12 protein-coding genes are annotated in these 13,509 nt (G+C 71.6%); 8 read left to right on the top strand and 4 right to left on the bottom strand.

Features of this window, described 5'->3' with window-relative positions; genetic code table 11:
• Window positions 1-13: 13 nt before the first annotated feature.
• On the bottom strand, window positions 14-640 hold the full coding sequence (locus MRBLMI1x_RS04650) for an NUDIX hydrolase family protein (protein ID WP_020097890.1): 627 nt from the start codon (window positions 638-640) through the stop codon (window positions 14-16).
• Window positions 641-724: 84 nt separating this feature from the next.
• Between MRBLMI1x_RS04650 and MRBLMI1x_RS04645 the strand changes: the two genes are divergently transcribed.
• The 4 genes from MRBLMI1x_RS04645 to MRBLMI1x_RS04630 all read left to right on the top strand — a co-directional run bounded on the left by MRBLMI1x_RS04645 (window position 725) and on the right by MRBLMI1x_RS04630 (window position 8,874).
• Window positions 725-1,384, top strand: coding sequence for an alpha/beta hydrolase (locus tag MRBLMI1x_RS04645; protein ID WP_336125852.1), 660 nt, complete (start codon window positions 725-727; stop codon window positions 1,382-1,384).
• A 284-nt stretch (window positions 1,385-1,668) separates the two neighbouring features.
• Entirely contained in the window at window positions 1,669-3,345 is a 1,677-nt protein-coding gene (locus tag MRBLMI1x_RS04640) for an ABC-F family ATP-binding cassette domain-containing protein (protein ID WP_363456590.1), read from the top strand.
• 59 nt (window positions 3,346-3,404) lie between these two features.
• Window positions 3,405-8,108, top strand: a complete 4,704-nt coding sequence (locus MRBLMI1x_RS04635) for an ATP-dependent helicase (protein WP_363456587.1) — start codon at window positions 3,405-3,407, stop codon at window positions 8,106-8,108.
• Entirely contained in the window at window positions 8,101-8,874 is a 774-nt protein-coding gene (locus MRBLMI1x_RS04630; protein ID WP_116228053.1) for a DNA-formamidopyrimidine glycosylase family protein, read from the top strand. The genes MRBLMI1x_RS04635 and MRBLMI1x_RS04630 overlap by 8 nt, the downstream gene beginning before the upstream one ends.
• Before the next feature lie 12 nt (window positions 8,875-8,886).
• Here MRBLMI1x_RS04630 and MRBLMI1x_RS04625 read toward each other — a convergent pair whose 3' ends face one another.
• Window positions 8,887-9,186 (bottom strand): putative quinol monooxygenase, encoded by a 300-nt coding sequence (locus tag MRBLMI1x_RS04625; protein ID WP_231370926.1) that lies wholly within the window; start codon window positions 9,184-9,186, stop codon window positions 8,887-8,889.
• Entirely contained in the window at window positions 9,186-9,833 is a 648-nt protein-coding gene (locus MRBLMI1x_RS04620) for a YitT family protein (RefSeq protein ID WP_376716646.1), read from the bottom strand. The genes MRBLMI1x_RS04625 and MRBLMI1x_RS04620 overlap by 1 nt, the downstream gene beginning before the upstream one ends.
• 114 nt (window positions 9,834-9,947) lie before the next feature.
• On the opposite strand from MRBLMI1x_RS04620, the gene MRBLMI1x_RS04615 reads away from it, so the two are divergent.
• From MRBLMI1x_RS04615 to MRBLMI1x_RS04600, 4 genes are all read left to right on the top strand, one after another.
• Window positions 9,948-10,355, top strand: coding sequence for a UDP-3-O-(3-hydroxymyristoyl)glucosamine N-acyltransferase (locus tag MRBLMI1x_RS04615; protein WP_018185630.1), 408 nt, complete (start codon window positions 9,948-9,950; stop codon window positions 10,353-10,355).
• 78 nt (window positions 10,356-10,433) lie between these two features.
• Window positions 10,434-10,946 (top strand): thermonuclease family protein, encoded by a 513-nt coding sequence (locus tag MRBLMI1x_RS04610; RefSeq protein WP_363456581.1) that lies wholly within the window; start codon window positions 10,434-10,436, stop codon window positions 10,944-10,946.
• Window positions 10,947-11,005: 59 nt separating this feature from the next.
• Window positions 11,006-11,740: a LysR family substrate-binding domain-containing protein gene (locus MRBLMI1x_RS04605; RefSeq protein WP_363456578.1), complete on the top strand. Its 735-nt coding sequence runs from the start codon at window positions 11,006-11,008 to the stop codon at window positions 11,738-11,740.
• A gap of 42 nt (window positions 11,741-11,782) precedes the next feature.
• The gene (locus tag MRBLMI1x_RS04600) at window positions 11,783-12,508 is read left to right on the top strand and encodes a glutamine amidotransferase-related protein (protein WP_363456575.1); all 726 of its coding nucleotides are present in this window, start codon (window positions 11,783-11,785) and stop codon (window positions 12,506-12,508) included.
• A gap of 4 nt (window positions 12,509-12,512) precedes the next feature.
• On the opposite strand, the gene MRBLMI1x_RS04595 is transcribed toward MRBLMI1x_RS04600, so the two are convergent.
• Entirely contained in the window at window positions 12,513-13,331 is an 819-nt protein-coding gene (locus tag MRBLMI1x_RS04595) for a tryptophan-rich sensory protein (RefSeq protein WP_363457818.1), read from the bottom strand.
• Between the last annotated feature and the right edge of the window lie 178 nt (window positions 13,332-13,509).

The raw sequence follows: 13,509 nt of genomic DNA, 5'->3' as shown, positions 1-13,509 counted from the left end.
CGGCAAGCGCGGGTCAGCGCAGGGCGCCAACCGAGGCGAGGGCCTGCCGTACGAGCGTCGAGCGGCCGCCCTCCATCTCGGCCGCGAGCGCGTCGGACGAGGCCTCCTCGGGCGACATCCAGGTGACCTCAAGCGCGTCCTGACGCGGCTCGCACGTTCCGGTCACGGGCACGACGAACGCGAGCGAGACGGCGTGCTGCCGGTCGTCGTGGAAGGCGCTGACACCGGGGATCGGGAAGTACTCCGCGACGGTGAACGGCGCGGGCTGCGGCGGCAGCATCGGGAACGCCATCGGTCCGAGGTCGTTCTCGAGGTGGCGGAACAGCGCGTCGCGCACGGTCTCGCCGTAGCGGACGCGGCCCGACACGATGGTGCGGGAGATCTCGCCCATCGGCGTCGCCCGCAGCAGGATGCCGACCTCGGTCACCGCGCCCATACCGTCCAGACGCACCGGGACGGCCTCGACGTAGAGCATCGGCAGCCGGCGTCGCGCCTCGGCGAGCTCGACGTCGCTCAGCCACGCGGGGTTGCCCGCGGAACCCGGACGGCCCATCGACGACCCGAGCCCGCGAAGCGGATCGCTCCCGCTTCCCTCGTCGTCACGCTCGTTCGGGTCGGGGTCGGGAGTGCGGACGGCCATGCCTCCATGTATACCCGAGCGGATGCCGCGGCGCCCCGTGTCGGACGTGTCACCCGTGTCAGGGGCCTGGGGCAGGATGGACACATGGTGGCCGCCTCCCCGCTCGATCCCGACGCCGTCCTGTGGTCCGCGCCTGCCGAGGAGCGCGGCGATCGGCCGCTGCTGGTGCTTCTGCACGGCTACGGGTCGAACGAGGCGGACCTCTTCGGCCTCACGCCGCACCTGCCCGGGGAGTTCGTGGTCGCCGCCGTGCGCGCGCCGCTCGCCCCCCGCTTCCCGATGCCCGGGTACTCGTGGTTCACGATCGACGGCGTCGAGAGCCGCGACCACGACGAGGTCGTCGGCTCGACCCGTGCCGTCTGGGACTGGGTCGACGGTGTGCGGGGGGATGCGGCATCCGTCGGTCTTCTCGGCTTCTCGCAGGGCGGCGTCATCGCGCTGCAGATGATGCGGATGCGGCCACAGGGTGCGGCATTCGCCGTGAACCTCGCCGGCTACGCGTTCCCCGAACCCGCGGACGGAGATGCCGAGCTGGCCGAGGTGCGCCCGCCGGTGTTCTGGGGACGCGGCGCGCGCGACGAGGTCATCCCGCCGCGTTTCGTCGACCACACCGCGCAGTGGCTGCCGGGGCACGTCGACCTCAGCGGGCGCGTCTACCCCGACCTCGCGCACAGCGTGTCAGCAGAGGAGCTCGGCGACGTGCGGGTGTTCCTCGAAAAGCAGCTGGCCGCACCGAAGAGCTGAGTCGGCCTCTGGCATCCGCTCACCGACGTGGCTACGATGATCGACGTCCTGTCCCGAGTGTGAGGAAGAGCCGTTGAAGGTTATCGACGCGATCGCGCTGTGATCCCGCGCTGACCCGTCGACGCTCCCCGAGGACGATTCGACGGTCCGCCCGGTGATCTATTCACCGACCGGCGCGGACCGTCATCCTTCGACCGCAGCACATCGTGCTGCCCGGCCGCACCGAGCGCTGCGGACCGGCCCGTCGACGCAGACGTCCGCGCACCCCTCAAGGGAGGCGCCTCATGCCCACCACACTCACCTCCGCGGTCACCCTCGACCGCGTCACCTTCGCCTGGCCCGACGGCACCGCCCTGCTCAGCGAGGTCACCGGAGCCTTCGGCGGCGGCCGCACCGGCCTCGTCGGCCGGAACGGATCCGGCAAGTCCACGCTGCTGAAACTGATCGCCGGGACCCTCGCACCGGCATCCGGCTCGATCACCACAGCGGGGCGGGTCGACCTGCTGCCGCAACAGCTGACGCTCGACACCGGACGCCGCGTCGCGGACCTGCTCGGGATCGGCGAGGTCCTGGGCGCCGTGCGGGCGATCGAGCGCGGCGACGTCGACGAGCGCCACTTCGACACGGTCGGCGACGACTGGGACGTCGAGGCGCGGGCCACGGCGGCCCTCGCCGAGGTCGGACTGCCGGAAGGCGCCCTCGACCGAGCGGTCGGTGAGCTCTCGGGCGGCGAGGCGGTCCTGGCGGCCCTCGTCGGCGTCCGGCTCCGCGGGGCCGAGATCGCCCTGCTCGACGAGCCGACGAACAACCTCGACCGCGACGCGCGAGCCCGCGTGCACGATCTCGTGCGGACCTGGCGCGGCACGCTCATCGTGGTGAGCCACGACACGGCGCTGCTCGAGGAGCTCGACGACACCGCCGAGCTCTACGGCTCGGAGCTGTCGGTGTTCGGCGGACCGTACTCGGCCTGGAAGGCGTGGCTCGACACCGAGCAGTCCGCCGCCGCTCAGGCCGAGACGACGGCCCGGCAGGTACTGAAGCGGGAGAAGCGAGACAGGCAGCAGATCGAATCGGCGATCGCCACACGCGATGCGCACGGCAAGAAGCTCGCCGCGCGGAAGGCGGCACCGAAGATCGTGCTGGGCGCCATGAAACGCTCCGCGCAGGTGACGGCGGGCAAGCTCCGCGTCGAGGCGAACGAGAAGGTGGATGCCGCCCGTGCCGCGGTCGACACCGCCGGGCGTCGCGTGCGCGACGACGAAACGGTCCGCATCGACCTGCCCGATCCGGACGTCGGCACGGGCCGCCGCATCGCGACGATCGGCGACGGCGAGCGCTCCTGGATCATCCAGGGACCGGAGCGGGTGGCGCTCATCGGGCCGAACGGCGCGGGCAAGACGACGCTGCTCGAACGGCTCGTCGCGTCGGCCGGGGCGGCGCCTCATGTGCCGAGTGCAGGTTCAGCTGACGGCGGCGGGCCGAAACCGGGGTCGGATGCCGCATCCACCCTGCACTCGGCACCGTCGGACGCCCGCGCCGAGGCGCACACCGACCGGATCGGCTACCTGTCGCAGCGGGTGGACGGGCTCGAGGAGGATGCCGCGGTGCTGGCGAACATCCGCGCCGCGGCACCCGGCGTCGGTGACGTCGAGCTGAGGAACCGCCTTGCTCGGTTCCTCATCCGCGGCGATACGGTGCACCGGCCCGTCTCGGCGCTCTCGGGCGGCGAGCGGTTCCGGGTGGCTCTGGCCCGTCTGCTGCTCGCCGACCCGCCGCCGCACCTGCTGGTGCTCGACGAGCCGACGAACAACCTCGACCTCGACACGGTCGACCAGCTCGTCGAGGCTCTGTCGGCCTACCGGGGAGCGGTCCTCGTCGTCAGTCACGACGATGCGTTCCTCAGCCGGGTCGGCGCCGACCTCACCCTGGAACTCCGGGAGGGTCGGATGACGGAGGTCTGACGACCGGGCCGGGGCGCAAGCCCCGGCCCGGTGTCGGTGGTCCGCGCGATGATGGAACCATGGCGGACGTCCTCGAGCGGTTCAGCCCTGCGACGCAGGACTGGTTCCGCAGCGCGTTCCACGCACCCACGGCTGCGCAGGCCGGCGCCTGGCAGGCGATCTCCGCCGGCAAGCACGCGCTCGTGGTCGCCCCGACCGGCTCAGGCAAGACGCTGTCGGCGTTCCTCTGGGCGCTCGACCGCATCTTCCGCGACCGTGTGGCCAAGAAGCCCGCGGCCGACGACGAGAAGCCCGCCCGAGGCAGGAAGAAGCGGGCGGATGCCGCGCCTCCCCGCACGCGCGTCCTCTACGTCTCGCCGCTCAAGGCGCTCGGCGTCGACGTCGAGCGCAACCTCCGCTCCCCGCTGGTGGGCATCGGGCAGTCGGCCCGTCGTCTCGGCATGCCCGCGCCCGATGTGACCGTGGGTGTCCGCTCCGGCGACACGCCTTCCGGGGACCGTCGGCGCCTGCTCGCCGACCCGCCGGACATCCTCATCACGACGCCCGAGTCGCTGTATCTGATGCTGACCTCGCAGGCAGCCGAGACGCTCCGCGGCATCCACACCGTCATCGTCGACGAAGTCCACGCCGTCGCGGCGACCAAGCGCGGCGCCCACCTGGCCGTGAGCCTCGAACGCCTCGATGCGCTGCTCGAGACCCCGGCGCAGCGCATCGGCCTCTCGGCGACGGTCCGCCCGATCGATGAGGTGGCCCGGTTCCTCGGCGGAGCGGCTCCGGTCGACATCGTGGCGCCCAAGGCGACGAAGGCGTTCGACCTGTCCGTCGTCGTGCCGATCGACGACCTCACGAACCCGCCGCCCCCACCCGGTGCACCCGAGGAGGAGGAGCCGGTCGCCGTCGATCCGGACGACGACGGGGATGGGGGCAACTGGTACACGCCGCCGCAGTCGTCGGAGATGACCGGATCGGTCTGGCCGCACGTCGAAGAGGCGATCGTCGATCGCATCCTCGCCCACCGGTCCACGATCGTCTTCTCGAACTCGCGCCGCCTCGCGGAACGTCTGACGGGACGGCTCAACGAGATCTACGCCGAGCGGGTAGGCATCGACGTGCCAGATCCGACCGTGCCGGCGGCGATGATGGCGCAGGCGGGGTCCTCAGCCGGGGTCGAGGCGATCCTCGCGAAGGCGCACCACGGCTCGGTGTCGAAGGAGCAGCGCGCGCAGGTCGAGGACGAGCTGAAGTCCGGGGCGCTCCGCTGCGTCGTCGCGACGAGCAGCCTCGAGCTCGGCATCGACATGGGCGCCGTCGACCTCGTGATCCAGGTCGAGGCGCCGCCCTCGGCGGCATCCGGTCTGCAGCGCGTCGGTCGCGCCGGTCACCAGGTCGGCGAGGTCAGCCGCGCCGCGCTCTTCCCCAAGCACCGCGGCGACGTCCTGCACACCGCCGTCGTGACCGAACGGATGCTCGCGGGGCAGATCGAGGCGATCTCGGTGCCGCAGAATCCGCTCGACATCCTCGCCCAGCACACGATCGCCGCCTCCGCCGTGGCCGTGCTCGACGTCGAGGGCTGGTTCGAGACCGTCAAACGCTCGGCCCCGTTCCGCTCCCTCCCCCGCTCGGCCTATGAAGCGACACTCGACCTGCTCGCCGGCCGCTACCCGTCCGATGCCTTCGCCGAACTGCGTCCCCGCGTCGTCTGGGATCGGGATGCCGGGACCATCACCGGCCGGCCGGGTGCGCAGCGCATCGCGGTCACCAGCGGCGGCACGATCCCCGACCGGGGACTGTTCGGCGTCTTCATCTCGGGCGAGGCGCGCAACGCCCGTGTCGGCGAGCTCGACGAGGAGATGGTCTACGAGTCCCGCGTGGGTGACGTGTTCACCCTCGGCACGACGAGTTGGCGCATCGTCGAGATCACCCACGACCGGGTGAACGTCCTCCCCGCCTACGGTCAGCCGGGCAAGCTCCCGTTCTGGCACGGCGACGGTCTCGGCCGTCCCGCGGAGCTCGGCGAGGCCCTCGGCAAGTTCTCGCGCGAACTCTCGACGGCGAAGCCCGAGAAGGCGGTCGCGCGGCTGCGGGAATCCGGCCTCGACGACAACGCGATCGGCAACCTGCTCGCCTACATCGGCGAGCAGCGCGAGGCGACGGGCAGCCTTCCGACCGACAAGACCCTGACCGTCGAGCGCTCCCGCGACGAAGTCGGCGACTGGCGCGTCATCCTGCATTCCCCGTACGGCATGCATGTGCACGCACCGTGGGCGCTGGCCGTCAACGCGCGGATCCGCGAGCGTCTCGGCGTCGAGGGTGCCGCGGTCGCGAGCGACGACGGGATCATCGCCCGCGTGCCCGACACGGATGCCGAGCCGCCCGGAGCCGAGCTGTTCGTCTTCGACGCGGATGAGCTCGAACAGCTCGTCACCTCGGAGGTCGGCGGGTCGGCGCTGTTCGCCTCGCGGTTCCGTGAGTGCGCGGCTCGGGCACTCCTGCTCCCCCGCCTCAACCCGAACAAGCGATCGCCCCTGTGGCAACAGCGCCAGCGTTCCGCGCAACTGCTCGAGGTCGCCAAGGAGCACCCGACCTTCCCGATCATCCTCGAGACCCTCCGCGAGGTCCTGCAGGACGTCTACGACCTCCCGGCCCTGCTGCGGATCGCGCGGAGCATCGCGGACCGCCGCATCCGTCTCGTTGAAACGACGACGAGCTCGCCGTCGCCGTACGCGCGCGACCTGCTCTTCGGATATGTCGGCGCGTTCATGTACGAGGGCGACTCGCCCCTCGCCGAGCGCCGAGCGGCAGCGCTGTCGGTCGATCCTGCCCTGCTGAGCGAGCTGCTCGGCAAGATCGAGATGCGCGAGCTGCTCGACCCCGGCGTCATCGAACAGTACGAACGCGAACTCCAGCGACTCGACCCGACGAGGCGCGTGCGCGGCGTCGAGGGTGTCGCCGACCTCCTGCGGCTGCTCGGTCCGCTCTCGGTCGCCGAGGTTGCAGAACGCCTCGAGGGCGCGGCGACGGACCCGGACGCGCCCGCTCTGGCAGCGACCGAAGCCGATTCCGCGGCTCTGCTCGACGAACTCGTCGACACCCGCCGCGCCATCCGCGTCACGTTCGGCGGCGCCCCCCGCGTCGCCGGCATCGAGGATGCGGGCCGCCTGCGCGACGCCCTCGGCGCGGCGCTGCCCGTCGGCATCCCGACGGCCTTCCTCGAACCCGTCGCCGATCCGCTCGCCGACCTCGTCGCGCGGTACGCCCGCACGCACGGACCGTTCCGGACCTCCGACGTCGCGACGCGCCTCGGCGTGGGCGGCGCCGTCGCCCGTCAGACACTGCAGCGGCTCGAAGCGCAGGGCCGGCTCGCGAGCGGTTTCTTCCTGCCCGCAGACTCCGCACACCCGGACGACCTCGAATGGTGCGACAGCGAGGTGCTGCGCCGCATCCGGATGCGTTCGCTCGCCGCGATCCGCGGGAGCGTCGAACCCGTCGAGCCCGAGGCGCTGGGGCGTTTCCTGCCCGTCTGGCAGCACCTGACGCGTCCGCTCGAGGGGGTCGACGGGGTGCTCGCCGTGGTCGAGCAGCTCGCCGGTGTCCCGCTCCCCGCAAGCGCGTGGGAATCGCTCATCCTGCCGTCGCGCGTGCGGAACTACTCCCCCGCCCTGCTCGACGAACTGACAGCGACCGGCGAGGTGCTCTGGTCGGGTCACGGTTCTCTGCCCGGACGCGACGGCTGGATCGCGCTGCACCCCGCGGATGCCGCGACGCTCACGCTGCAGATCCCCGAAGACGAGGTGACGCCGTTCGAGCAGTCGCTCCTCGACGCGCTCGGCGCCGGCGGCGCTTACTTCGCCGGTCAGCTGGTCGGCATGGTCGAGGCGCCGAACGAGCAGTCCGTCATCGACGCGCTCTGGAACCTGACCTGGTCGGGGCGCGTCACGAACGACACGTTCGCGCCCGTCCGAGGGCTCCTCGCCGGCGGATCGCAAGCGCACCGGGTGACGCGGCGTACACCCCGCACCCGCATGTTCCGCGGGGCGCCGATCGCCGCCGTCGCGCGGCCCGCACCGCAGCGCCCGGCCATGGTCGGCGGCCGCTGGTCGCTGCTGCCCGTCCCCGATGACGATGCGACCCTGCGGGCGACCGCGACGGCGGGCATGCTCCTCGAGCGCTACGGCGTCGTCACCCGCGGCTCGGTCCAGGCCGAGGGGGTCCCGGGCGGCTTCGCGCAGGTGTACCGGATCCTGGCGGGATTCGAGGATGCCGGGCACTGCCGGCGCGGCTACTTCGTCGAGAAGCTGGGGGCCGCCCAGTTCGCGACCTCGGCGACCGTCGACCGGCTCCGCGAGTTCGCGTCGGTGCCCGAGCCCGCACCGCTCACCGCGCGGACGCTCGCCGCCACCGATCCCGCCAACCCCTACGGCGCGGCGCTGAACTGGCCGTCGATCGAGGGAGTGAACCACCGCCCCGGCCGCAAAGCCGGCGGACTGGTCGTGCTGGTCGACGGCACCCTCGTGCTCTACCTCGAGCGCGGCGGGCGCACCGCGCTCGCCTTCACCGACGACGAGGACGTCCTGGTCGCCGCCGCGCGCAGCCTCGTCGAGACCTCGCGCGCCCGTGGCCTCGACACCCTCACGATCGAGCAGGTGAGCGGTGCGTTCGTCTACACGACCGCCGCCGGCCGCGCCCTCCGCGACGCCGGTTTCGTCGAGTCGCCCAAGGGCCTCACCCTGCGGCGCGGCTCACGGGAGCCTCAGCGTGCCTGAGGGCGACACCGTCTTCCGAGCCGCGCGGAAGCTGCACGAGGCGCTCGCGGGCCACGAGGTCACGCGATTCGAGGTGCGTGTGCCGCGGAGCGCCACGGTCGACCTGCGCGGTGAGACGGTGCGCGAGGTCGTGCCGCGCGGCAAGCACCTGCTCATGCGCATCGGGGCGCAGACCCTGCACTCCCACCTCAAGATGGAGGGCCGCTGGCACGTCTACAGGCCGGGCCAGAAGTGGCGCGCCCCCGCGTTCCAGGCCCGCGCGATCGTCGGCACGAGACCCGCGGACGCCGTCGGCTTCGAGCTCGCGATGGTCGAGGTCCTGCCGACCGCCGAGGAGGACCGCGTGGTCGGGCACCTCGGGCCCGATCCGCTCTCCGCCGACTGGGACGCGGCGCAGGCGGTGGCGAACGTCGCAGCCGACGAGCGTGCGATCCACGTGGCGCTCCTCGATCAGCGGAACGTCGCCGGGTTCGGCAACGAGTACGCGAACGAGCTGTTGTTCGTGCGCGGCGTCCGTCCCACCGCACTCGCGACGGAGGTCGACGTCGCGGGTCTCATCGACACGGGTGTGCGGATGATCCGCGCGAACCGGGATCGACAGGGGCGCACGTTCACGGGCGACAACCGCCCGGGGAAGCAGACGTGGGTCTACGGACGCGGCGGCAAGCCGTGCCGACGCTGCGGCACGCTCATCGAGGGATCGGAGCTCGGGGCGCGTGCGACGAGCGAGCGGATCGTGTTCTGGTGCCCCGTCTGCCAGCCGTGACCGGCCGACCGGTCATTCGTCCGGCGTGAGTCCCTCGACGCGGTAACGGCGTTCGATCCCCGCCGTCGCGCGACCCCATTCGCTGTCCGCGGCGCGTCGCTGGTGCTCCCGGAACGTGGACGCATCGGTCCAGAGCTCCTCGACCGACCACGCACGACCGCCGCCGAGCGGTGTGATCTCGAACAGCAGGCAGCCGTCCTCGGCCCGCGTGCGCTCGATGTGCGCGTCGAGGTGGCGCCGCACGGCATCCGCTTCGTCCTTCGTCGCGCAGATCATCCTGCCCGACAGGCGTACTCCTCCGATGTCGACCATCAGTGACCGATGTACCGGCCGGGCCGGTGGTTCAGAGCGAGGACGAGGTTCAGCACGACGGCCCCCGCCGCGCTGAGCAGAACGAACTGCCAGGGGACGACCAGGAGGGCGAGCAGGATGACGAGGACATCGAAGACCATCATGGTCCACCCCACGCGGATTCCGGTCGCATCCTGGATCACGAGGGCGACGACGTTGATCCCACCGAGGCTCGCGCCGTGCCGGAAGACGATCAGCAGGCCGATCCCGGCGAGGAGGTTGCCGGCGATGGTCCCGAAGACCGGGTCGATCCTCTCGATGAGGAACAGGTGCTCGATGAGGACGGAGAATCCGGAGACCGCCCCGATGCACACCAGGGTGCGGAGGGCGAAGTTCCACCCGCGCTTCCAGACCGCCAGGACGCCGAAGGGCAGGTTGACGACGGCGAACAGCGCCGCGAACGGCCAGTCGAGCGCGTAGTTCAGCAGCAGGGACAGGCCCGCGGTGCCGCCGGTGACGGCCATGCTCATGTGCAGCAGGAACAGTCCCAGGGAGACGGTGAACGTTCCGGTCGCGAGTCCGACGATGTCGTCGAGCCAGGTGTGCGGTGCGGCCTTCTCTTCGAAGACGAGCGACGGGCCCGTCTCGGGGGCGGCGGGGTCGACCATCTCTTCGTGCGCTGTCACCGAATCAGGTTACCCAGCCGCGGTCAACCCCGTGATTTCGGGTGCCATTCGGGAATGAAATGCCCTGTGGGACGTTGTATCCGTCAAGGAGGACCCGTGGGCAAGAACTACATCGACATCGAGAACGACCGAGGCGAGACGCTGCGCTACCGCAAGCACGCCAACGGACGTGGCTTGATCGCGAACGGAGCCAAGGTGCACCCGAGCGCGATCGTCGAAGCAGGAAGCTACGTCGAACCCGGGGCGCAGATCGCCGCAGGCGCCCGCATCGGACGCGGAGTGTGGATCGAACCGGAGGCCGTCATCGGCCCGAACGCAGAGATCGCACCCCACGCGCACATCGGACCCGGAGCAGCCATCGGTGCCGGCGCGAAGATCGGCGTCCGCTGTTTCGTCGGCGCCGGAGCGCGCGTCGCACCGGAGTCCCTCATCGGCGACGACGAGAGCATCCCCGAAGGCGAGCGCGTCGCGACCGACCGTCGTGGTCTCCGCCTGGCGGCCTGACCCCCCCCTCACACGTCTGCAAGGCCCGATCCCTCCAGGGGTCGGGCCTTCGTCTGTGGCTGGGGCTAGCCTCGGCGCATGACCACCCCGCGCCGCTCGACCCGCGCCGTCGTTGCGGGGTTCGTCGGTGCGCTCCTGCTGGCGGGGATCTGGGTCGCGGCATCCGCTCTGCGCGGGTCGACGGGTGAGGGGATGCCGGCGGGAGCCGACGTGATCACGGTGCAGCGCGTGGTCGACGGCGACACCCTCGTGACTGCGGACGGTACTCGAGTCCGTCTGATCGGCATCGACGCTCCCGAGGCGCATCCCGAACCGGAATGCGGAGCGGATGCCGCGACCGCCCGGCTGCGCGAGCTCGCGCCCGAGGGCGCCCGCCTCCGGGCCGTCGCCGACCGGGAGGACCTCGACCGGTACGACCGCGAACTCCGCTACCTGTGGACCGCGGACGGGACGTTCGTCAACGAGGCGCTCGTGGCGGAGGGCCACGCTGCGACGCTCCGCATTGCACCGAACACCCGGTACGCGGAGCGGTTGGCCGCTGCCGAATCCGCCGCTCGGGCCCAGGGCGCCGGACGGTGGGGCACCTGCTGAGCCGCGGCATCCCCGTGGCATCCCGAAGCGTCCCGAGGCGCGCGGCTACGCTGGCAGGCATGGCGACACGCGGCGGACCCCAGCGCAAGGGCGGCCGTCCAACGCCGGGGAAAGGCCGCGCGGGGGGCGCCAAGCCGACTCCGAAGCCCACGGCGAAGCGGAAGCCGGCACCCACGCAGGCCGCGCCGGTACCCGCACCGCCGCCCGGCCCGTTCCGCCTCGGCGCGATCCCGGGGGCGACGCCGGGCAAGTGGATCGACATCTGGAAGACCCGGATGCCGCGCAACCCGCTCGAGCTCGTCCCCCTCACGGTCGCGGAGCAACACGCGGCGTTCGCGCGGGGCGATGTGGATGCGGCGATCGTCCGGCTGCCGATCGACCGCGACGGTCTGAACGTCATCCCGCTCTACGAGGAGACGACGGTCGTGGTGTGCGCTACCGACTCCGCTCTGACGGCGGCGGACGAGCTGACCGCGGAAGACCTTCTCGGCGAGGTCCGCATCGTGCCGGGCGACGACGTCCTGTCCTTCGATGTCGCGGGGACCGCGGAGCCGCGATTCGCGGCGCCGGCCACGACGGGCGAGGCGGTCGAGATCGTGGCCACCGGCGTCGCGATCGTCCTCGTGCCCATGTCGCTCGCCCGACTGCATCACCGCAAGGACGTGACGTTCCGGCCGCTCGTGGAGGCCCCGGCATCCGCCGTCGCACTCGCCTGGCCCGCCGAGGGGGCGAGCAAGCTGGTCGACACGTTCGTGGGTATCGTCCGGGGGCGCACCTCGAACTCCTCGCGCTGACGCACGGCGTTCGGCCCCGGACCGGGCATTTAGACTCGAGGAATGGCTCCGCTCGTCTATCTGTGCGTTCGCCCGCAGGTGGATGCCGCGGACGGCGAGTACGCGTCGTTCCACCAGGCGATGGGTGTCGGTGAGAGCGGGCTGGAGCGCTGGAACCTCGTCGACGACGACCTGCCCGCGGATGCGTTCGAACGCTGGCGCGGCTTCGTGGTCGGCGGCAGCCCGTTCAACACGACGGATGCCGACGACACCAAGTCCGCGGAGCAGGTGCGGATCGAGGCGGGGCTGCAGGCCGTGGCACAGGCTGCCGTGGCGGGGCGGACCACCGCGCTGTTCACGTGCTTCGGGATCGGTGTCGCTTCACGCGCCCTCGGCGGCGAGGTGACGCGGGAGTACCCGGAGGGGACGGGGCCCACCGGCATCCGTCTCACCGATGCGGGTCAGCAGGATCCCCTGTTCGGCGGCTTGGAGGCCGAGTTCACCGCCCTGACGGCGCACAAGGAGGCCATCGAGCGGCTGCCCCAGGGCGCCGTGCTCCTCGCGACGAACGATGAGTGCCCCGTGCAGGCGTTCCGGATCGGCGACCGGCTGTACGCGACGCAGTTCCACCCCGAGCCGACCGGGGTCGCGTTCACCGAGCGGATGACGATCTACCGCAACCACGGGTACTTCGACGCCGACGAGTACGACACCGTCGCCGCGGTCGTGCTCGCGGCCGATCTCGACGAGCCGCAGCGGCTGCTGCGCCGATTCGCCGAGATCTTCTGACCGCTCAGCTGCGCGCGAGCGAGAGTTCCCCGCGACGTCCACGCGCCCAGAGCACGAGCGGGACGATCACGACGATCGCCGCGGCGATCCACGCCGTGATCGCGATCGGCGTGGACTGAGGTTCGGTCGCGAACCGGCCGATGCCGATCCACAGCAGTCCCCACGCGGAGGCGAGAGCCGGTGCGAGGCGTCCGCCGGTGCGGATGGCGCTCGCGGCGGCGATCAGGACGACCACGATGATGACGGCGATCCCCCACGCGGTGGCGGCGTCGCCCCACGACGTCGGCGCGACCTCAGCGGTCAGCCAGGCGGTCGTGTTCGCGACGGTGGCGAGTGTGACCCAGCCCAGGTGCAGTCCGACGGTGACGTCGGTGAAGAACGTCTCGGCGAACGTGCGCGGCGGATTGAGCACCAGGATGCGGATGGTCCAGCCCAGCGCGACGAGCAGGGCGACGATCGTCAGGACGGTGACGAGGAGCGTCGTGTACTGGGCGGCCAGCAGCCAGAGCCCGTTGACGACGGCCGTGAGGGCGATCGGGTAGCCGACCTTGCGCTGCCGGTCGCTGCCGCGCTGCGACGGGAGTGCCTGCCAGATCGTGTACGCGATCATGAACAGGTAGATGACGCTCCAGATCGAGAACGCCTGGGCCGCGGGAGCGAGCACCGTGGAGGTCGCCGAGAGCGCGCCGTTCTGCAGGTCCTGAACCGGAGTCCCGCCGAGGACGCCGGCCCCGAACAGGGCGGCGATCAGCATGAACGTCACCGCCGAGATCACGACGATCTGGCGGGTGAGGTCCGACGAACGGGATGCGGTGGAGCTCATCATGCCGTCACGGTACGTCCCCGTGGCGCGCGGCGGCGACCTCTTGACAGGCTTCGAGCGGGGCTTGAGGGGGGTGAAGGTCGGGTGCGTCGGGTGTCGATTCGCGAGTGAGAGGTTCCTCATTTTGGATCTGTTCGCGGCGCCTGAGTTCCGCAGTTTTCGGGGTCTCGATGTCGGA

The sequence above is a fragment of the Microbacterium sp. LMI1x-1-1.1 genome, assembly GCF_040676205.1.
Lineage (GTDB): Bacteria > Actinomycetota > Actinomycetes > Actinomycetales > Microbacteriaceae > Microbacterium > Microbacterium aquilitoris.
The sequence above is the reverse complement of the archived record's forward strand: the minus strand, read 5'-3'. Positions and strand labels throughout refer to the sequence as shown.